Annotated in this window: 16 protein-coding genes; 8 read left to right on the forward strand and 8 right to left on the reverse strand. The window is 72.0% G+C overall.

All coding sequences use genetic code 11. The features are described from left to right. Position 1 precedes the first annotated feature (1 nt). From pcaG to ACESM1_RS11605, 3 genes are read right to left on the reverse strand one after another with little or no spacing between them, the layout of a single operon-like run. Entirely contained in the window at positions 2-580 is a 579-nt protein-coding gene (gene pcaG / locus ACESM1_RS11595; RefSeq protein WP_372620214.1) for a protocatechuate 3,4-dioxygenase subunit alpha, read from the reverse strand. Positions 581-591: 11 nt separating this feature from the next. Next, positions 592-1,308, reverse strand: a complete 717-nt coding sequence (locus ACESM1_RS11600; RefSeq protein ID WP_372620216.1) for a protocatechuate 3,4-dioxygenase subunit beta — start codon at positions 1,306-1,308, stop codon at positions 592-594. Between the two features lie 14 nt (positions 1,309-1,322). Next, a complete protein-coding gene (locus tag ACESM1_RS11605; protein WP_372620218.1) occupies positions 1,323-3,086 on the reverse strand; it encodes a mandelate racemase/muconate lactonizing enzyme family protein in 1,764 nt (587 codons plus the stop codon). A gap of 76 nt (positions 3,087-3,162) precedes the next feature. Between ACESM1_RS11605 and ACESM1_RS11610 the strand changes: the two genes are divergently transcribed. Further along, positions 3,163-4,092 (forward strand): hydroxymethylglutaryl-CoA lyase, encoded by a 930-nt coding sequence (locus ACESM1_RS11610; protein WP_372620220.1) that lies wholly within the window; start codon positions 3,163-3,165, stop codon positions 4,090-4,092. 11 nt (positions 4,093-4,103) lie between these two features. On the opposite strand, the gene ACESM1_RS11615 is transcribed toward ACESM1_RS11610, so the two are convergent. Further along, entirely contained in the window at positions 4,104-5,099 is a 996-nt protein-coding gene (locus tag ACESM1_RS11615; protein ID WP_372620221.1) for a Bug family tripartite tricarboxylate transporter substrate binding protein, read from the reverse strand. A gap of 128 nt (positions 5,100-5,227) precedes the next feature. Between ACESM1_RS11615 and ACESM1_RS11620 the strand changes: the two genes are divergently transcribed. Genes ACESM1_RS11620 through ACESM1_RS11635 form a run of 4 tightly spaced genes read left to right on the forward strand, consistent with a single transcriptional unit; the run spans position 5,228 to position 9,733 of the window. Beyond that, positions 5,228-6,190: an NAD(P)H-dependent flavin oxidoreductase gene (locus tag ACESM1_RS11620; RefSeq protein WP_372620222.1), complete on the forward strand. Its 963-nt coding sequence runs from the start codon at positions 5,228-5,230 to the stop codon at positions 6,188-6,190. Next, positions 6,187-7,386 (forward strand): CaiB/BaiF CoA transferase family protein, encoded by a 1,200-nt coding sequence (locus ACESM1_RS11625; protein WP_372620224.1) that lies wholly within the window; start codon positions 6,187-6,189, stop codon positions 7,384-7,386. The genes ACESM1_RS11620 and ACESM1_RS11625 overlap by 4 nt, the downstream gene beginning before the upstream one ends. Next, positions 7,383-8,126 carry an enoyl-CoA hydratase/isomerase family protein gene (locus ACESM1_RS11630; protein WP_372620226.1) on the forward strand — a complete coding sequence of 248 codons (744 nt, stop codon included), beginning with the start codon at positions 7,383-7,385 and terminating at the stop codon, positions 8,124-8,126. The genes ACESM1_RS11625 and ACESM1_RS11630 overlap by 4 nt, the downstream gene beginning before the upstream one ends. Beyond that, positions 8,123-9,733 carry an AMP-binding protein gene (locus ACESM1_RS11635; protein WP_372620228.1) on the forward strand — a complete coding sequence of 537 codons (1,611 nt, stop codon included), beginning with the start codon at positions 8,123-8,125 and terminating at the stop codon, positions 9,731-9,733. The genes ACESM1_RS11630 and ACESM1_RS11635 overlap by 4 nt, the downstream gene beginning before the upstream one ends. A gap of 6 nt (positions 9,734-9,739) precedes the next feature. On the opposite strand, the gene ACESM1_RS11640 is transcribed toward ACESM1_RS11635, so the two are convergent. From ACESM1_RS11640 to ACESM1_RS11650, 3 genes are all read right to left on the reverse strand, one after another. Next, on the reverse strand, positions 9,740-10,609 hold the full coding sequence (locus tag ACESM1_RS11640) for a succinate--CoA ligase subunit alpha (RefSeq protein WP_372620230.1): 870 nt from the start codon (positions 10,607-10,609) through the stop codon (positions 9,740-9,742). Next, positions 10,606-11,742, reverse strand: coding sequence for an ATP-grasp domain-containing protein (locus ACESM1_RS11645; RefSeq protein WP_372620232.1), 1,137 nt, complete (start codon positions 11,740-11,742; stop codon positions 10,606-10,608). The genes ACESM1_RS11640 and ACESM1_RS11645 overlap by 4 nt, the downstream gene beginning before the upstream one ends. Before the next feature lie 83 nt (positions 11,743-11,825). Beyond that, the gene (locus ACESM1_RS11650) at positions 11,826-12,629 is read right to left on the reverse strand and encodes an alpha/beta fold hydrolase (RefSeq protein ID WP_372620233.1); all 804 of its coding nucleotides are present in this window, start codon (positions 12,627-12,629) and stop codon (positions 11,826-11,828) included. Between the two features lie 134 nt (positions 12,630-12,763). Here ACESM1_RS11650 and ACESM1_RS11655 point away from each other — a divergent pair, with 134 nt between their 5' ends. The 3 genes from ACESM1_RS11655 to ACESM1_RS11665 are packed head-to-tail and all read left to right on the forward strand — an operon-like array spanning position 12,764 to position 15,927. Further along, positions 12,764-13,735 carry a tripartite tricarboxylate transporter substrate binding protein gene (locus ACESM1_RS11655; protein WP_372620235.1) on the forward strand — a complete coding sequence of 324 codons (972 nt, stop codon included), beginning with the start codon at positions 12,764-12,766 and terminating at the stop codon, positions 13,733-13,735. 3 nt (positions 13,736-13,738) lie between these two features. Continuing rightward, positions 13,739-14,722 (forward strand): dihydrodipicolinate synthase family protein, encoded by a 984-nt coding sequence (locus tag ACESM1_RS11660; RefSeq protein ID WP_372620237.1) that lies wholly within the window; start codon positions 13,739-13,741, stop codon positions 14,720-14,722. Next, positions 14,719-15,927: an MFS transporter gene (locus ACESM1_RS11665; RefSeq protein ID WP_372620239.1), complete on the forward strand. Its 1,209-nt coding sequence runs from the start codon at positions 14,719-14,721 to the stop codon at positions 15,925-15,927. The genes ACESM1_RS11660 and ACESM1_RS11665 overlap by 4 nt, the downstream gene beginning before the upstream one ends. 3 nt (positions 15,928-15,930) lie before the next feature. Here the strand turns inward: ACESM1_RS11665 and ACESM1_RS11670 are convergent, their stop codons facing one another. Further along, on the reverse strand, positions 15,931-16,791 hold the full coding sequence (locus tag ACESM1_RS11670; protein ID WP_372620241.1) for an aspartate/glutamate racemase family protein: 861 nt from the start codon (positions 16,789-16,791) through the stop codon (positions 15,931-15,933).

The raw sequence follows: 16,791 nt of genomic DNA on the forward strand, positions 1-16,791 counted from the left end.
GTCAATCCTCGAAGAAGGGTGTCTCGGCCTCGGGCGGGCCGTGCAGCAGCAGGTCGAAGCGGAAGGCGGGGATGTTGTCCTCCATTCCGTCCGGGAGCGCCACGAGCCTGTGGCGCAGCGCTGGCGGCAGGGCGAGCAGCACCGGGTCCTGTGCGTTTGTCGGCTCGCCGGGGAAGAAGACGGTGGTCAGCAGTCGGCCCATGATGCCGGAGCCGATCAGCAGCAGGTTTACATGCGGCGCACGCGTGCCGGCAGGATCGGCATAGGAGCCAGGCCGGATGGAACGGAAGCTGTAGCGCCCCTCCGCATCCGTCCAGGCGCGGCCCCAGCCGAGGAAGCCTGGATCGGCTTCACCAGCGGCGGCGTCGAGCGGGTGGGCGAAGCGGCCAGCGGCATCGGCCTGCCACGCCTCCAGGACGACGTTGACGCAGGGGCGGCCGCCTTCCTCCAGCACGCGGCCGCGCAGCAGGATGCGCTCGCCATGCGCGGCGCCGCGCGCCATATCGCTGTCGCCTTCGCGAAAGAAGCTTTGCGGGAAGAAAGGGCCGATGGTGTGCCAGGGCGTCGGCGTGCGGGTCATGGCGGCGCGCCTCAGGGCAGGGCGGGCGTGGCGCGGCGGCCGCGCAGCACCAGGTCGTGCACGAAGCCGAGCCACTCGCCGGGCACCTCGGCCGGCGGAAGCTGGCGCGCCATCAGGCTCTCGCGCGCCGCCGCGTCGGGCACGGCGTTGAGCAGCCGGTCATGCGCGTTCAACGGATCGCCCGGGAAATACATCTGCGTCACCAGCCGCGAGAGGCAGGAGGGGCCGAGCACCGACATGTGGATGTGCGGCGGCCGCCACCAGCGCCCGGACTCCGGCACGGGATAGGCGCCGGGCTTGATGGTGAAGAAGGCGTAGCTGCCTTCCTCGTCGGTGCGCGTGCGGCCATTGCCGATGAAGTCCGGATCGAGCGGCGCGTCCCGCGTGTCGAGCGGGTTCAGGTAGCGGCCGGCGGCGTTGGCCTGCCAGAGCTCGACGATGGCGCCGCGCACCGGCCGGCCATCCTCGTCCAGCACGCGGCCGGCGACATGGATGAGCTGGCCGATCGCGATGCGACCGGGCGCAGTGCGAGCGAGGTCGTTGTCGCCGGGGTGCAGCAGCGGGCCGAGGTCGCGCGGCCCGGTCAGCTCGGTGCGCGTGAGCGGGCGGCGGAACGGCGCGCGGTTCGGGTTGCGGCGCACCGTGTTGGGATAGCCGGCGATGGGCACGGCGGGCTGCACCTCTGCGCGCAGCGGGTCGAAGCAATTGGCGGGCAGATCGTCCGGCATGCGGTGCATCTCCTTCAACACACGACGATCGGCTCGGCGGTGGCCAGCGCGGCGAGGCGCGCGGGATCGGGTGTGAGGCCGAGGCCAGGGCCGGTCGGCGGCGTCAGACGGCCGTCGGCGATGGCGAAGGCATCCGGCGCGACGATGTCCTCCGCCAGCAGGGGCCAGCCGCAATCCACAGGGTGCGGATCATCGAGGCGCAGCGCCAGCGCCATCTGCGCATTGGCCGCGGTGCAGAGGCCCGTCTCGTAGAAGCTGTGCAGCGCCGGCGTGAGCCCGAGAAGCCGCGCCACCGCCACCATGTCGCGCAGCGCCGCGACGCCGCCCCAGTAGAACAGGTCGCTGAGCACGATGCCGAGGCCCGGCCGCCGCGCCGCCGCGGCGAGATGCTCCGGCGACAGGATGCACATGTTGGTGGCGAGCGGCGTCGTGACGTGATGCGCGAGGCGCGCCATGCCCTCGAGCCCGTCGGTCGGGTCTTCGAGGAACTCGAGGCTTAGCGGCTCGAGGGAGATGCAGAGGCGCCGCGCCTCCTCCACCGGATAGGCGGCGTTCGGATCAAAGCGCAGCCGCGCCGCGGGCCCGAGCGTGGCGCGCAGTGCGGCGAGCGCGGCGAGGTCCCAGGCGGCATTGCCGGCACTCTTGTACTTGAAGGCGGTGACGCCCCAGCGCGCGGCGATGCCACCGGCGAGATCGGCCACCCGCGCGGCGTTGCCGGCATCGGCCATGTGCGCGGCGAGTTCCGCCCGGTTCAGCATGCGCCCGGGGACGGCGGCGGGAAGCGGACAGGCAATGGGGACGGAGCCGCCTTCAACGTGATCGCCGAGTGCGGTGCGCAACGACAGGCCATCGTGCCGCGCCGCGGCGTCCCAGGCGGCGAGGTCGAGGCCGGCGAAGGCGGCCATACCGTCGCGACCCTGGCGGTTCTCGAAGCCGATGCGCGCGAAGCGGCGGCGCAGGGCGGCGCGGCCGCTGCCGATGTCCTGGCCGATCCAGCCGCGCGCCATGGTCGCGACCAGCGGCGCGATGGCGCCATGCGTCTCGCCCCAGCCGACGGTGCCACCGGCGGTGCGCAACTCCACCAGCGTGCGCGCCTGGCGGTCGGTGATGTACATCGAACTGACATAGAGATCGCGCAGCGGCAGGGCGATCCGGTGCAGTCGCACCTCACGCACGGCCAGCGCATCGCTCCCCGTGGTGATGGTGGGCGACGGGAAGGGAGAGGCGACGGCGGCGCCGATATGCGCGGCGAGGCGCGCGGTGCCGCCGGCCTCGCCGGGATCGGGCCGCAGTGCGAGCCGCACGTCGAAGGCGCGCGCCAGTGCCGCGAGATCGCGCAACCCTTCCGGCCCGCCGGTCCGCGCATCGGCGACGAGCAGCGTGCGCGCGGGGTCGAGGCAGGCGGCGACCGGGTCCTGTGTGGCCGGCTCGTCGTTCTCGAGCAGCGGCGGCGGCGCCATCGGCCCGCCGGGCAGCGGCGGCGCGCCGAGCGCGTCCCGCAAGGCGCCGCGGGCGGCGAGGACGGCGCCGAAGGCGGCACGCTCCACGCCATCCAGCGACAACCAATGCCGCAGCGCGCCTTCCGGCATCTGCGCCAGCGCTGGCGTATTCACCAGGTCGCGCGCCAGCCGCAATGCTGCCGCTGCCGCATCGGGCGGCAGCGCACAGGCGCCGTTCTCCCCGCTCCCGGCGCGCAGCACGATGCGATCGTCCAGCAGTTCCGCGGCGGTGATGCGCGGGCCGTGGATGTGGATGGTGGCAGGCATCGCGGGGGGCATGGCCCTTCCCATGTTGACCGGCTTGACGGAGTTAGTTTACTTCCTCAACCAATTCGTCGCAAGGTCCGATGCCGCCATGTCCAACGGTCCCGAGGTTAATCTGTGCGAGTGCCTGGCCCGCGACGGGCTGCAGCATGAGGCGAAGGTGATTCCCGTCGAAGCAAAAGCCGCGATGCTGGAACGCATCGCCGATTGCGGCTTCCGCCGCATCGAGATCACCTCCTTCGCGCACCCGAAATACGTGCCGCAATTCGCCGATGCCGATGCCGTGCTGGCGGCGGTTCGGCCGCGGCCGGGCGTGCTGTTCAAGGCGACCTGTCCGAACCCGCAGGCGGTGACCCGGGCGCTGGCCGCGCATGCGCGCGGGCGCGGGCCGGAGGAGCTGAGCTTCCTGGTCTCCGCCTCGGAAGGCCACACGCGGAAGAACCTGAGGCGCTCGCGGGAGGAGCAATGGGCGAATGTGGCGGAGATGGCGCGCCTTGCCGGCGATGCCTTCACGCTGGTCGGTACCATCTCGGTGGCCTTCGACTGTCCGTTCGATGGACCCGTTCCGCCGGACAGCGTGATCGCCGATGCGCAGCGCTTCGCCTCGCTCGGCGTCAGGCGCATCGCGATCGGCGATACCATCGGCAGCGGCACGCCGCCGCGCGTCAAGGAGCTGGTACGCCTGCTGCGGGAGGCTTTGCCGGACGCGCTGTTCATCGCGCATTTCCACGACAGCCGCGGCACCGGCATCGCCAATTGCGTTGCCGCGCTGGAGGCGGGGCTGCGCCATTTCGACACGGCGCTCGGCGGCACCGGCGGCCATCCCGCAGGCATCGCCTATGGCGAGGGCTTCACCGGCAATGTCTGCACCGAGGATCTCGCGACGCTGTTCGCCGCGATGGGCGTCGAGATGGGCCTCGACCTCGACCGCGTGCGGGAAGCCGGCCGCGCGGCCGAGGCGCTGCTCGGCCGCCAGCTCTATGCGCGCACGGTGCGCATGGGCGAGAAGGCCACCGGCTGATCCCGACCGGATCAGTTCGCCGTGATGCCGGCCCGCTGCACGACCTCTCGCCACATCGGCACTTCCTCGCGCAGCCGTGCCGCAAGGGGAGCGGGGCCGTCCAGCAGGAGGCGCCCACCGGAATCCCGCAGCCGCTGCGCCAGCACCGAACCCTGCGCGAGCGGCGCGACCTCGCGCGCGAGCAGGTCCACCACCTCCTGCGGCGTGCCGCGAGGGGCGAGGATGGCGTACCAGATGACCATGCTGTAGCCGGGCACGGCTTCGGCGATGGCGGGCACATCTGGGACAACCGGGCTGCGTTGCGGCGAGGTCACGCCGATGCCGAGCAACCGTCCCTCGCGGATATGGGTGACGCCTTCGATCAGCCCGGTCACCATGAGGTCGGTGTCGCCCGCATAGAGCGCGTTGACGGCCTGCGCGACGCCGCGATAGGGCACGTGCATAAGGTCGATGCCCGCGCGCACCTTCAGCAACTCGCCCGCCAGGTGCGTGGTGGCACCGACACCGGAGGAGCCGTAGGTGATCTTGCCCGGCTCCGCCTTCGCGTGGGTCAGCAGGTCCTGCAGGCTCTTCACCCGACCATCCAGTCTGGCGAGAATCGCGAGCGGCACTTCCGAAACCAGCGTCACCGGGACCAGATCATTTAGGGGGTCGTAGCCGGGATTGCTGCGAAGCGCCGGGACGATCGCAACGGAGCCGGTCGTGAAGACGAAGCTGTGCTCATCGCGCGCCGCGAGCACCGCCTGGATGCCGAGCGCACCGCCCGCGCCAGGCCGCGCCTCCACGATCACCGGCTTGCCGAAGCGCTGGCTGAGGTGGTCCGCGATGAAGCGCGCCGGCACTTCGACAGGGCCGCCAGGCGCGAAGGGCACCACGAACCGGACGTTGCGGCTCGGCCAGCTGGCGCTGGTGGCGACCTGCGCCCGCGCCAATGCAGGCAGGGCGAGCGCCGGCAGGGCGGCGAGAAGCGTGCGTCGATCCGGGCGGATTTGGCGATCGCGGGGCATCCGGGCGTCTCCTCGGTTTATTGTTGACATCATCAACAGACTGCTCCATTGCCGCCGACCGTTGATATTGTCAACGGAAAATGCCGTCGCGTTTGTGAGTCGCGTTCGGGAGGAGTGAGATTTCGCGGATGGTCGAGCGCCTGGGTTTCCCGAGCCGCCTGCCGGCGCTGCTCGGCATCCGCCTGCCGATCGTGCAGGGCGGCATGTCCTGGGCGTCCTCCTCGGCCGCGCTGCCACTGGCAGTGGCGCGTGCCGGCGCGCTCGGCACCATCGCGGCCGGGCCGATGCGGCCGGAGGCGCTGGTGGCCGCGATCCGGGAGCTGCGCGCCGGCACGGATGCGCCCTTCGCGGTGAACGTGCCGCTCTACAACAAGCGCTCGGCGGAGTTCCTCGACATCGTCGAGGCGGAGCGCGTGCCGATCATCATCGCGTCGCAGGGCGGTCCGAAGGCGCTGCCGCGCTTCCGCGCGATCGGGACGAAGTGGGTTCACGTCGTTGCCTCGCCGCTGCACGCCGCGAAGGCGGCGGAAGCGGGGGTGGACGCGGTGATCGCGGTGGGCGGGGAGGCTGGCGGCCATCCGGCGCCGGACGAGGTCTCCGCGATGGTGCTGGTGCGCGCGGTGGTGCGCGCGGTGACCATCCCCGTGATCGGCGCAGGGGGCGTCGCGGATGGCGCCGGCATCGCCGCGATGTTCGCGCTGGGTGCGGAGGGCGCGCAGCTCGGCACGCGCTTCCTGATGACGGAGGAGGCGACGGTGCACCCCGACTACAAGGCGCGCGTGCTGGCGGCGGGGATCAGCGACACGCGGCTGGTCGGGCGCGGGCGCCTGCCGATCCGCCAGCTCCGCAACCGGTTCACGGACGAGGTGGATGCCGCCGAGCGCGCCGGGCGGCCCGCGGAGGAACTGGCTGCACTGCAGGCGAGCCGCTCGTTGCGCGAGGCGGCGCTGGAGGGCGATGTGGAGTTCGGCAAGGTGGAAGCCGGCCAGACCGCGGGCCTGATCGACGACATCCCGCCCGCCGGCGAGCTGGTGCGGCGGCTGGCCGCGGAAGCCGAGGCGGTGCGGCTGCGCTTGGCGGGTGCGGCATGAAGCCGCTGGCGGGGATCACCATCCTCGACCTCTCGCGCGTACTGGCCTGCCCCTTCGCCTCCATGGTGCTGGCGGAACTCGGCGCTGAGGTCATCAAGGTGGAGCAGCCCGGCAGCGGCGACGAGACGCGAGGCTTCGAGCCCTTCGCCGAAGGTCCGCAGGGCGAGCGCGTCAGCGGCTACTACATGGCCTGCAACCGATCCAAGCGCTCCATCACCGTGAACATGCGCCATGCCGAAGGGCGCGCGATCATCCGCGGCCTGGCGGCGCAGGCGGATGTGCTGGTGGAGAACTTCCCGCCCGGCACGCTGAAGCGGCGCGAGCTGGACTGGCCTTCGCTGCGCGAGGTCAATCCGCGGCTGGTCTTTCTCTCCTGCACCGGCTTCGGGCAGAGCGGGCCATACGCCAAGCGCAAGGGCTACGACACGGTGTTCCAGGCGATGGGCGGGCTGATGTCGCTGACGGGCGAACGCGGCGGCGGGCCGGTGAAGCCGGGGCTGCCGGTGGCGGACCTGACCTCCGGCCTGTGGGTGGCGATCGCGATCCTGTCGGCGCTGCGCGGGCGGGATGCAACGGGGCAGGGCGGCTTCGTGGATTTCTCGATGCTGGACGGGCAGGTCGCGCTGCTGACCATCGCCGCCGCACGGCTCTTCGCGCTTGGCGAGGTGCCGCCGCGGCTCGGTACCGAGCATCCCGGCCGCGTGCCGACCGCAAGCTTCCGCTGTGCCGATGGGCGCTTCCTGCACATCACCTGCAGCGACCAGCACTGGCTGCCGCTGTGCAAGGCATTGGGGCTGGAGGCGCTGGCGGCGGATGCGGGCCTCGCCACCAACGCCGGCCGGCTGGCGCGGCGCGCGGAGGTGATGCAGGCGTTGGATGCGGCGATGGCCCGGCTGACGCGGGCGGAGGCGGTGGCGGCGCTGGATGCCGTCGACGTGCCGAACGGCCCGGTGCTGGCGCTGGACGAGGTGGTGGCCGACCCGCATGTGCAGGCGCGCGGCATGGTGCATCGCTTCGCGCATCCGGCGCTCGGGGAGTTCCCGGCGCTGCGCGTGCCGTTCCGCTTCGAGGGGTGGGACGATCCGGCGGTGGCGCGCCCGCCGCTGCTGGGCGAACACACCGAGGAGGTGCTGGCGCAGCGCCTCGGCTACGATGCGGTGCGCATTGCGGCGCTGCGGGAGGAAGGCGCGATATGAGCGATGATCCGATCCTGTTCGAGCTCTCCGCAGAGGGCGTGGCCACGGTCCGGCTGAACCGCCCGGCCGCGCGCAACGCCCTGAACACGGCGCTCGCCCTGGGGCTGCTGGAATCGGCGCAGCGCGCGGTGGCGGAGGGCGCGAAGCTGGTGCTGCTGCGCGCAGCCGGCACGGTGTTCTGCGCCGGCGCCGACCTCAAGGAACGCCAGGGCATGAGCGACGACCAGGTGCGCGCCCGCCGCGTGAAGGCCTTTGCCGCCTACAACGCGATCGAGCGCCTGCCGATGCCGGCGATCGCCGTGGTGGAGGGGCCGGCGATCGGGTCAGGCTGCGAGATCGCCGCCGCCTGCGACTTCGTCGTCGCCACGCCGGCTGCCAGCTTCCGCACGCCGGAGGCGCTGTGGGGCACGGTCGGCGCCACGCAGCGCCTGCCGCGCGTCCTCGGCAAGCGGCTGGCGAAGGACATGATGTTCACCGGCCGCACGCTCTCCGCCGAGGAGGCGCGCGAAGCCGGGCTGGTGACGCGCGTGGTGGCGCCGGAGTCGCTGGAGACCACGCTCGCCGACATGGCCGCGACGATCGTGAAGGCGCCGGCTTCGGCGCTCGCCCTGGCGAAGCGCTGCGTTGACGAAGGCGTGGAGCGCGACCCGCGCGGCGCGCTGGCAACCGAACTGATGGCCATCGAGGAGAGCCTGGCCGCCGCCGAATGGCGCCGCACCATGGCGGGCTTCGGGCGGTGAGCGACTGGGTTCGGCGCCGGCTCTCGGACTTCCTGGACGCAAACGCCGCCGGGCGCGGCGCGGCCGAGGCGCTGGTCACCGAGAAGGAACGCCTCAGCCACGCCGCGCTGCGGGAGGAGGCGCGGGCCGTCGCGCGTTCGCTGCTGGCGCTGGGCATCAGGCGTGGCGAGCATGTCGGCGTGCTGACCGGCAACGACGCCGACTGGGTGCGCATCTTCTATGGCGCGGCGCTGATCGGCGCGGTGACGGTGCCGGTGAACACGCGCTTCAAGGCGCCGGAGATCGCCTTCGCGCTACGCCAGGCGGATTGCCGCGCGGTGTTCGTGCGTGGCCGCTTCCTGAGGATCGACTTCGCCGCGGCGCTGGCCGAGGCGGAGCCCGCCGTCGCCACCGGGCTGCCGGGCGAGGCCCTGCCGCTGCTGCGCCAGGCCGTCGTCATGGGCGAGGAGGTGCCGGCCGGTGCGCTCCCATGGTCCGACTTCCGCGCGCGCCAGGCGAGCGAAGCGGCACTGGAGGAGGCCATCGCCGCAGTCACGCCGGACGACCCTCTGCTGGTGCAGTTCACCTCCGGCACCACCGCCTATCCGAAGGGCGTGCTGCTGACGCATACCAACATGCTGCGCAACGCCTGGGCCGTGTCGCAGCGGCTCGGCGTGCGGCCCGATGACCGCTACCTGAACTGCCGGCCGTTCTTCCATGTCGCCGGCTCGACGCTCTCGCTGCTGGTCTGCCTCGTCACCGGCGCGACGATGGTGACGCCCCCGACCTTCGAGGCGGGCGCCGCCCTGCGACTGCTGGAGCAGGAGCGCTGCACGCTGACCAGCGGCAATGACAGCATATTCCAGATGCTGATGGCGCATCCCGAGTACCGGCGCGAGCGCCTGCATCTGCGCGGCGGCTGGGCGGCAGCCGGTCCCATCACGATGCGCCGCGTGATCGAGGAGATGGGGGCGAAGGAGCTCTGCTGGGCCTATGGTCTTTCCGAAGCTTCGCCGAATGTGGTGCTGAGCGACCATCGCGACCCGGCGGAGCTGCGCATCTCCGGCCGCGCCGCCCCGCACCCCGGCGTGGAGGTGCGCATCGCCGATCCCGCTACGGGCCGCATCCTGCCGCCCGAGGCGCGCGGCGAGATCCAGGTGCGCGGCTGGGGCATCATGCGCGGCTACTACAACAACGCGGATGCGACGGCGAAGACCTTCACGCCGGATGGCTGGCTGCGCACCGGCGACCTGGGCGCGCTGGATGCAGAAGGCCGGCTTCGCATGGAAGGTCGGCTGAAGGACGTGCTGCGCGTTGGCGGCGAGAATGTCGCGCCGGCGGAGGTGGAGGAGGTGCTGCTCGCCCATCCCGCCATCGCCATGGCGCAGGTGGTCGGCGTGCCGGATGCGCGGCTTGGCGAGGTGCCGGCGGCCTTTGTCACGCTGCGCGCCGGTGCGGCCCTGACGGACGCCGAGTTGCTGGATTGGCTGCGCCCCAGGCTGGCGAATTTCCGCATGCCCCGGCACCTGCGGATCGTGCCGGATTTCGAGGCGATCGGCATGACCGCCAGCGGCAAGGTGCAGAAGACGAAGCTGCGCGAGCACGCGGTGGCGCTGTTCGCACGCTGATCCGCGTCAGCGCGCCAGCAGCTTCTTCAGGATTGCGATGGCCTCGTAGGGCGTGTTCGCGGTGTGCGCGCCGGCTTCGCGCAGTGCGGCGAGCTTCGCTGCCGCACTCTCGCGCTCGCTGCCGATCAGCGCGCCGGCATGGCCCATCTGGCGGTCGGCCGGGGCGTGGCGTCCGACCAGCGTCGCCACCACGGGATGCGGGAAGCGCGCCAGCGCCTCGGCCAGCGCGTATTCCTTGTCGCCGCCGATCTCGCCGCAATAGAGCACGGCGCGGGTACGCGGATCATCGGCCAGCGCAGCCAGATACTCGTCCGGGTTGCGCCCGATCACTGCGTCGCCGCCGACATGGATGGCGATGCGCTGGCCGATGCCGGCCGCCGTCAGCAGCCGCGCGACGGTGAGCGTCAGCGTGCCGCTGCGGCCGATCAGCGCCACCTCGCCCGGGCTGCAGAAGGCCGGGGCGACGGAGCCGAGGAGACCTTCTTCCGGCACGCAGAGGCCGAGCGTGTTCGGCCCCACCAGCCAGCTTCCGGCCGCCCGCGCTTCCTCCGCCGCGCGCAGCGAGTCGTGCAGCGGCACGTATTCCGCCGCGGCGACGATGGTCGGGATGCCTGCGGCCGCGCATTGCCGGATGGCATCCGCCGTGCCCTCGGGCGGCGTGTAGAGCACGGCGGCGTCGGGCTGTTCCGGCAGCTGCGCCAAGCTGTCGAACAGCGGCAGGCCATCGAGGCTGCCGCCGCCACGGCCGAGCGCGATGCCGCCCAGCAGCTGCGTGCCGGCCTCCTTCATCGCCGTGACCTGCCGTGCGGCGTAGCCGCCGGTCGGGTTGAACACCACGACGCGTTGCGGGAAGCGCTCGAGGAAGGGGAGGGTCATGCCACGTCCTCGGCCATCCGGCGCACCAGGGCCAGCGGGTCTTCCTCCAGCGCGGCGATTCCGGCGGCGCGCAGGCGCTGCGTCGCCGACGCCACGTCGAAGCCGCGCGTCGCGGAAGGCGCGGCGGCGAAGCCGACGAAGAGCGGCTTCGGCGCCGGCTGCTTCGCGAGGAAGGCCAGCAGGCCGTCGATGCGGTCGCTCAGTGGGCGGGAGGCGAGCGTGGTGTAGAAGAGGATGGCCTTCACCTCCGGTCTTGCCGCGATCTCGAAAGCGGCGGTGAGGCGCGCCTCGGTCGTGTCCATCGGGCCGCCATGCAGGTTGTCCATGAAGCAGGCGGCGCGCAGGCCGTGGTCGGCGATCAGGTCCATCAGGAACATGCCGAGGCCCGCGCCGGCCGAGACCAGCGCGACATCGCCGGGCATCTCCACCAGCGCGAAGCCGGCATTGCGCGCGCGGCGTTCGAGCGGCGTCAGGGCCGTGTCCTCCAGCGCCGCGCTCATCGCTGTGGCGTCCGCATCGTGGCGGCCGGCGGCGACGGCATCGCGCACCAGCTTGGCGTCGCAGGCGACAAGGCCCGCCCGCGTGACCGCGAGCGGATTGATCTCCAGCAGCGCGAGGTCCTCGTCCCGCGCGATGCGGGCCAGCCGGGCGGCCAGCCGCGCCACGCGCGCCGCGAGTTGCGCCGGCAGGCGCTCGCGGATCGCCGGGAACACCTGCTCCGCGGCATCGGGGGCTTCGGCGTGCAGCGCGACGCGGCGGAGGTCGCCGGCGGTCTCGATCTCGACACCGCCTTCGGCGGCGAACAGCAATTCCTGCGTCTGCCGCGTGCCGTCCACCCGAAGCGCGAGGTACAGCTCCTGCTCGATCGGCACGGCCTGCTCGACCAGCACGGCGACGGGACCGGCGATGGCGGCGATCGCCTCGCGCGCGGCGGCGAGTTCGGCGGGTGTCGTCCGGCGCACCAGGCAGCGCTTGCCGCGCCCGCCTTCGAGGACCTGGGCCTTGACCACCAGATCAGGCAGGGCGCCGAGCCATGGCGGCGCATCCTCCCCCGGCGCGAGAGCCACGCCGCGCGGCAGGGCGATGCCGTGGCGCCGCAGCAGGGCCTTGCCGTCGGCTTCCGTCAGCCGCATCCGCCTTCCTCCGCGTGACGTCGCAATTGGTTGATACGATCAACGATGGGGTGGTGCAATCGGGCGCGCGCTGCGCCCGTGTCTCAGCCGCCGCGCCTGGCCAGGAAATCCAGCAAGGTCCGCGTGCAGGTCTCCGGCGCCGCGTCGCCGATGTTGTGCGGCATGCCCTCCAGCGAGACCAGCTGCGCATCGGGAATCAGCGCCTGCATGCGCTCGTACTGGTCGTTGGAGCCGATGGGCTCGTGCCCCGGCGCGACGATCAGCGTCGGGCACGCGATGCGCGGCAGCTCGTCCTCCCAGTCGCGGCTGCTCATGTGGGCGACGAAGCGGCCGACGAAGGGCAGGTCGTTGCTGCCGGTCTGGCGGCAGAACCAGTCCACCAAGCCAGGATCGGCATCGGGCGGGAAGCGTTCGGCGATGCCGGCGCGCATGAAGGCCTCGAGCCCCATCGCCGCGGCCTTGGCCGGCCAGGTGCCGGCTTGGCTGTTCTTGAGCCCCGGCGTGGAAGCGAACAGCGCCAGAGTGGCGACGCGGCCGGGATGTGCCATCGCCAGACGCTGCCCGACATAGCCGCCCGCCGAGAGCCCGACGACATGCGCGCGCGCGACGCCAAGGTGGTCCAGCAGCTCCACCACATCGGTGACCAGCCGTTCCACGGTCAGCGGCTGCGCTTCCGTCGGGATCTGCGAGGCGCCATGGCCGCGCAGCTCCAGGCTCAGCGTGGTCCAGTGGCGCGCCAGCTCCGGGATCCAGCCGAACCAGCGGCGATAGGCGCCCATGGCGGCATGCAGCAGCAGCACCGGCGTTTCCGGCGTGCGCCAGGGCGGCGTGAAGTCGTCCACGCGCCAGGCGAGCCGGATGCCGTCACTGGCCGTCAGGAAAGACATGTTCGGCTGCAGCATCAGTGGGTCCCGCCTCGGTTGCGAATGCTCGGGGCCGATGGTCACGCGACCGGCGCCATTGCGCAATCTGCCCCCGCGGTTACGATCGGGGCAGCCGGATAGGAAAGGGAGAGAACGAGATGAAGATGCTCCATCGTCGTCATGTGCTGGCCGCCGCTGCCGCGCTGCCCCTGGTGCGCCCTGCCGTGGCGCAGAGCTATCCCGAGCGCCCGCTGCGCGTCGTCGTGCCCTTCGGTCCGGGCGGTGGCACCGACAACCTGGTGCGGGTGATCGAGCCGCATGTGCGCGAGGCCTTCGGCCAGGCGCTGGTGATCGAGAACCGCGCCGGTGCGGGCGGCACGATCGGTACCGACCTCGTCGCGCGCGCGCCGGCGGATGGCTACACGGTGCTGGTGGTGGACAGCAGCTTCGCCATCAACCCCTCGCTGTTCCCTAGCCTGCCCTTCGATCCGGCGAAGGATTTCGTGCCGGTCAGCCTGCTGGCGACCGGGCCGGTGATCCTGCTGGCGCATCCGTCGCTGCCGGTGAACTCCGTGCAGGAGCTGGTGGCGATGGCGAAGGCGCAGCCGGGGCGGCTCAGCTACGCCTCCGGCGGCAACGGCGCCTCCACGCATCTGGCGGGCGAGCTGCTGAAGATGGTGGCCGGCATCGACCTCGTGCATGTGCCCTATCGCGGCACCGGCCCGGCGACAACCGATGTGGTGGCCGGCCATGTGCCGCTGATGTTCAACGGCATCAGCGCCGCGCGGCCGCATGTGGATGCCGGCAGGCTGAAGCCGCTGGCCGTTACCGGAGAGCGACGCGCCGGCGCGCTGCCGAATGTGCCGACATTCGCCGAGTCCGGGCTGGCGGGCGTTGCGGCCTCCACCTACTGGGGCGTGTTGGCGCCGGCTGGCACGCCGCAGGCGGCGGTGACCCGGATCGCTGAGGCGTTCCGCGCCGGCGTCACGCACGCGGCGGTGCAGGAGCGCCTGCGCAGCCTGGGCTTCGAATCGATCGGCGGGCCGCCTTCCGCCTATGCCGAGAACCTGCGCACCGAGACGGCGAAATGGGCCGAGGTGGTGCGCCGGGCCAATGTGAAGCTCGACTGACGGATGCGCTACGCAGCCGGAGAGGCGCGCGACTGGGTGCGGGCCAGCCTCTCCGGCTATCTCACCATCCTCTACACGCCCTTCCACGCCGACGGCGCGCTGGATGAGGCAGGGCTGCGGCACAATGTCCGCCGCACCATCGCGCTGCCGGGCGTCGGCGGGCTTTCCGTGCATTCCCTGCACCAGGAGTTCTGGGCGCTGACGCTCGCCGAGCGGAAGTGCGTGACGGAGATCGTGCTGGACGAAGCCGCCGGGCGCGTGCCGGTGGTGATCGGCTGCTCCGATCCCGCGGCGGCGAATGTGGTGGAACTGGCCCGGCATGCGGAGGCCTCGGGCGCGGACCTGGTCATGGTCTGGCCGCCTTATTACGGGCCGCGCGATGCCGCCGGGGTGCGCGCCTTCTACGAGCATGTCGCGGCCCATATCGGCATCGGGATGGTGGTGTACAGCACCACGCTCTCCGAGCTCGGCTACTACCTGGCGCCGGAGCAGGTTGAGGCGCTGCTGCATCTGCCGAATGTCTGCGCGGTGCAGGACACCACGCTGAACTTCGCCAGCTATGCGCGCATGATGGAGCGCGTGGGCGACCGCATCTGCGTCTCCACCTCGCTCGAGGAATACTTCCTGTTCGGCCGGCTGACCTTCGCGGAGCGCGCGCCGCGCTTCATGATCGGGTCTTCCCGCCCGGTGCTATGCCAGACGCTGGAGGTGCCGCATTGCGGGCGCTTCGCGGACGCCGCGCTGCGCGACGACTTTGCCGCGGCCGCGGTCCACCTGCGCGAGATCAGCGCCATCGCCAGCCGGCTGCAGAGCCGCTATTTCGCGCAGGGCTTCCACCACGTCGCGCTGTTCAAGACCCTGGCGGGGCTGCTCGGCATGGAGGTGGGTGAGGGCTGGCGCCCGGCACTGGCGCCGCCCGATCCGCGGGACGTGTCGGAGTGCATTGCCTTGCTGCGGCGCGCAGGCCTGCTGGCGGAGACCGCATGAGGGCACCCTGGATCGCGGCACTTGGCGCGACGCTGCTGATGCAGGTCATCGCCTCCTTCATGGCGCAGAGCCTGCCGGTGGTGGCGCCGCTGCTGACCGAAAGCCTGGACCTGGCGGCGGAATCGATCGGCAATCTCTCGGCGCTGAACGCGCTCGGCACGGTGCTGTTCCTGGCCTTCGGCGGACCGTTCCTGGCGCGGCTGGGGCCGGTGCGGATGCTGCAGGCGGGGGCGGCGCTGTCGGCGCTGGGGCTGCTGGCGCTCGACATCGGCACGGTGCCCGCCCTGGCCTTCGCGGCGCTGCTGCTGGGCATCGGCTACGGGCCGAGCCCGCCGGCGGGCAGCCGCATCCTGGCGGCGACGGCGCCACCGCAGCACCGGAGCCTGATCTTCTCGGTGAAGCAGGCGGGCGCGCCGCTGGGCGGCGTGCTGGCGGGGCTGATCACCGCGCCGATCGCCAGCGCCTTCGGATGGGGGACGGCGCTGATCGTCTGCGCGGCGACGGCCTTGGTCGCGGCGGCCTCGATCCAGGGGTTGCGACAGGAGTTGGACGCGGAGCGCGACCGCACGCGCTCCGTCTCGCTGGCGAGCGTGTTCAGCCGCGGCACGCTGGCCGCACCCTTCACAGCGTTGCGCGTGGCGCCGGCGATCCTGCCGCTGACCTGGCTGGCGATCTCGTTCGCCATCGTGCAGGGCTGCCTGTTCACCTTCACCGTCACCTGGCTGGTGGAGACGCGCGGGCTCTCGCTGGTGCAGGCGGGCAGTGCCTTCGCGGCGATGCAGGGCTCGGGCGTGGTGGCGCGCATCGTGCTCGGCTGGCTGGCGGACCGCACGGGGCGGCCGGTCGTGAACCTGCTGGTGCAGGGGCTGGTGGCCTCGGGCGCCGTGCTGCTGCTGGCCGCAATGCCGGCCGCGCCAAGCCTTGCACTGGCGGCGACGCTCTCGGGCCTCGCCGGCTTCGTCGCGGCGAGCTGGAACGGCGTCTACATGGCGGAGGTGGCGCGGCTCTCGCCGCGCGACCGCGTTTCGGATGCGACGTCCGGGTCCACGCTGCTCACCTTCCTCGGCTATGTGGCCGGGCCGGCGCTTTACGGCGTGATCGTGACGCTCAGCGGCGGCTGGGTGGTGCCGATGATCGCGATCGCCGCACAGCTCGCGGTGGTGACGCTGCTGGTGGCGCCGTCGCTGCTGCGGGCGTCGCGGTAGCGCTCAAACGAACTTGCGCCGCCGCGTGCGCTTCGGCGGATCGGCGGGGAAGGCCAGGCCGCTGGCATCCACGCCAAGGTCCACCAGCATCTTCGCCTGCGCAACCGCGGCGCTGTAGCCCTCGAGCACCGGCACGTCCCAGCCGAGCGCGGCCAGCCGCTCGCGCAGCGGCGTCTGCAGCCAGTAGGCGGCGGAACAGCCGAGGATGATGCTCTCCGCGCCGTCCTCCTCGATCGCGGCGACGGCTTCCGTCACCGCGGATTCCAGCATGGCGGAGGGCTCGCCGCGGGCGTGGCGCTCGCTTTCTTCCTGCACGTTGGGGCGGCCGGCATGGGCGGGGCGGGGCAGGGGGAATTCCACGTTGCGGATCGAGGCGCAGCGGTCCGTCATGCGGTACTGCACGACCAGGTCCGCCATGCGCAGATTGTGGTTCTCCGAGATGTCGAGGACCGTGAAGCGCGTGCCAAGCAGGCAGGCCGCGTGCATCTGGGCATGCGCGCAGGCGGTGACGACGACGCGATGGCGATGGCCGATCTCGCGCGCCTCGACATAGCCGGGATCGCCGCCGCCGAGCAGGATGATGGCATTCCACTTGCCGCTCTGGCAGGCCTCGCGCACCAGCGGCAGGCGGTTGACGCCGGTGATGGCGAATTCCTCGCGCATCTCGACGGGGTGCTGGCCATGCGTCGCCGGCGCGCCGGGATGCACGTCCCACTCCACATCCTGCAGCAGCGGCGCCAGGCGCTCGCCGTTCAGCAGCATGTCTTCCTTGCGGCCGCGGAAGGCGCGCATGCGATAGCCCGCGCCCTCCGGCAGGGAGAAGGCGCTTATCAGCAGGAAGCGGTAGCGCGCGGGCTCGCTCAT

The sequence above is a fragment of the Falsiroseomonas sp. genome, assembly GCF_041690465.1.
GTDB lineage: Bacteria > Pseudomonadota > Alphaproteobacteria > Acetobacterales > Acetobacteraceae > Falsiroseomonas.

Excerpts from the sequence above, each read along its gene's own strand:
- ACESM1_RS11650 (WP_372620233.1), bottom strand. The coding sequence starts at position 12,629 with ATGTCTTTCCTGACGGCCAGTGACGGCATCCGGCTCGCCTGGCGCGTG.
- ACESM1_RS11625 (WP_372620224.1), top strand. The coding sequence starts at position 6,187 with ATGAAGCCGCTGGCGGGGATCACCATCCTCGACCTCTCGCGCGTACTG.
- ACESM1_RS11640 (WP_372620230.1), bottom strand. The coding sequence starts at position 10,609 with ATGACCCTCCCCTTCCTCGAGCGCTTCCCGCAACGCGTCGTGGTGTTC.
- ACESM1_RS11655 (WP_372620235.1), top strand. The coding sequence starts at position 12,764 with ATGAAGATGCTCCATCGTCGTCATGTGCTGGCCGCCGCTGCCGCGCTG.
- ACESM1_RS11665 (WP_372620239.1), top strand. The coding sequence starts at position 14,719 with ATGAGGGCACCCTGGATCGCGGCACTTGGCGCGACGCTGCTGATGCAG.
- pcaG (WP_372620214.1), bottom strand. The coding sequence starts at position 580 with ATGACCCGCACGCCGACGCCCTGGCACACCATCGGCCCTTTCTTCCCG.
- ACESM1_RS11670 (WP_372620241.1), bottom strand. The coding sequence starts at position 16,791 with ATGAGCGAGCCCGCGCGCTACCGCTTCCTGCTGATAAGCGCCTTCTCC.
- ACESM1_RS11610 (WP_372620220.1), top strand. The coding sequence starts at position 3,163 with ATGTCCAACGGTCCCGAGGTTAATCTGTGCGAGTGCCTGGCCCGCGAC.
- ACESM1_RS11600 (WP_372620216.1), bottom strand. The coding sequence starts at position 1,308 with ATGCCGGACGATCTGCCCGCCAATTGCTTCGACCCGCTGCGCGCAGAG.
- ACESM1_RS11660 (WP_372620237.1), top strand. The coding sequence starts at position 13,739 with ATGCGCTACGCAGCCGGAGAGGCGCGCGACTGGGTGCGGGCCAGCCTC.
- ACESM1_RS11615 (WP_372620221.1), bottom strand. The coding sequence starts at position 5,099 with ATGCCCCGCGATCGCCAAATCCGCCCGGATCGACGCACGCTTCTCGCC.
- ACESM1_RS11645 (WP_372620232.1), bottom strand. The coding sequence starts at position 11,742 with ATGCGGCTGACGGAAGCCGACGGCAAGGCCCTGCTGCGGCGCCACGGC.
- ACESM1_RS11605 (WP_372620218.1), bottom strand. The coding sequence starts at position 3,086 with ATGCCCCCCGCGATGCCTGCCACCATCCACATCCACGGCCCGCGCATC.
- ACESM1_RS11630 (WP_372620226.1), top strand. The coding sequence starts at position 7,383 with ATGAGCGATGATCCGATCCTGTTCGAGCTCTCCGCAGAGGGCGTGGCC.
- ACESM1_RS11620 (WP_372620222.1), top strand. The coding sequence starts at position 5,228 with ATGGTCGAGCGCCTGGGTTTCCCGAGCCGCCTGCCGGCGCTGCTCGGC.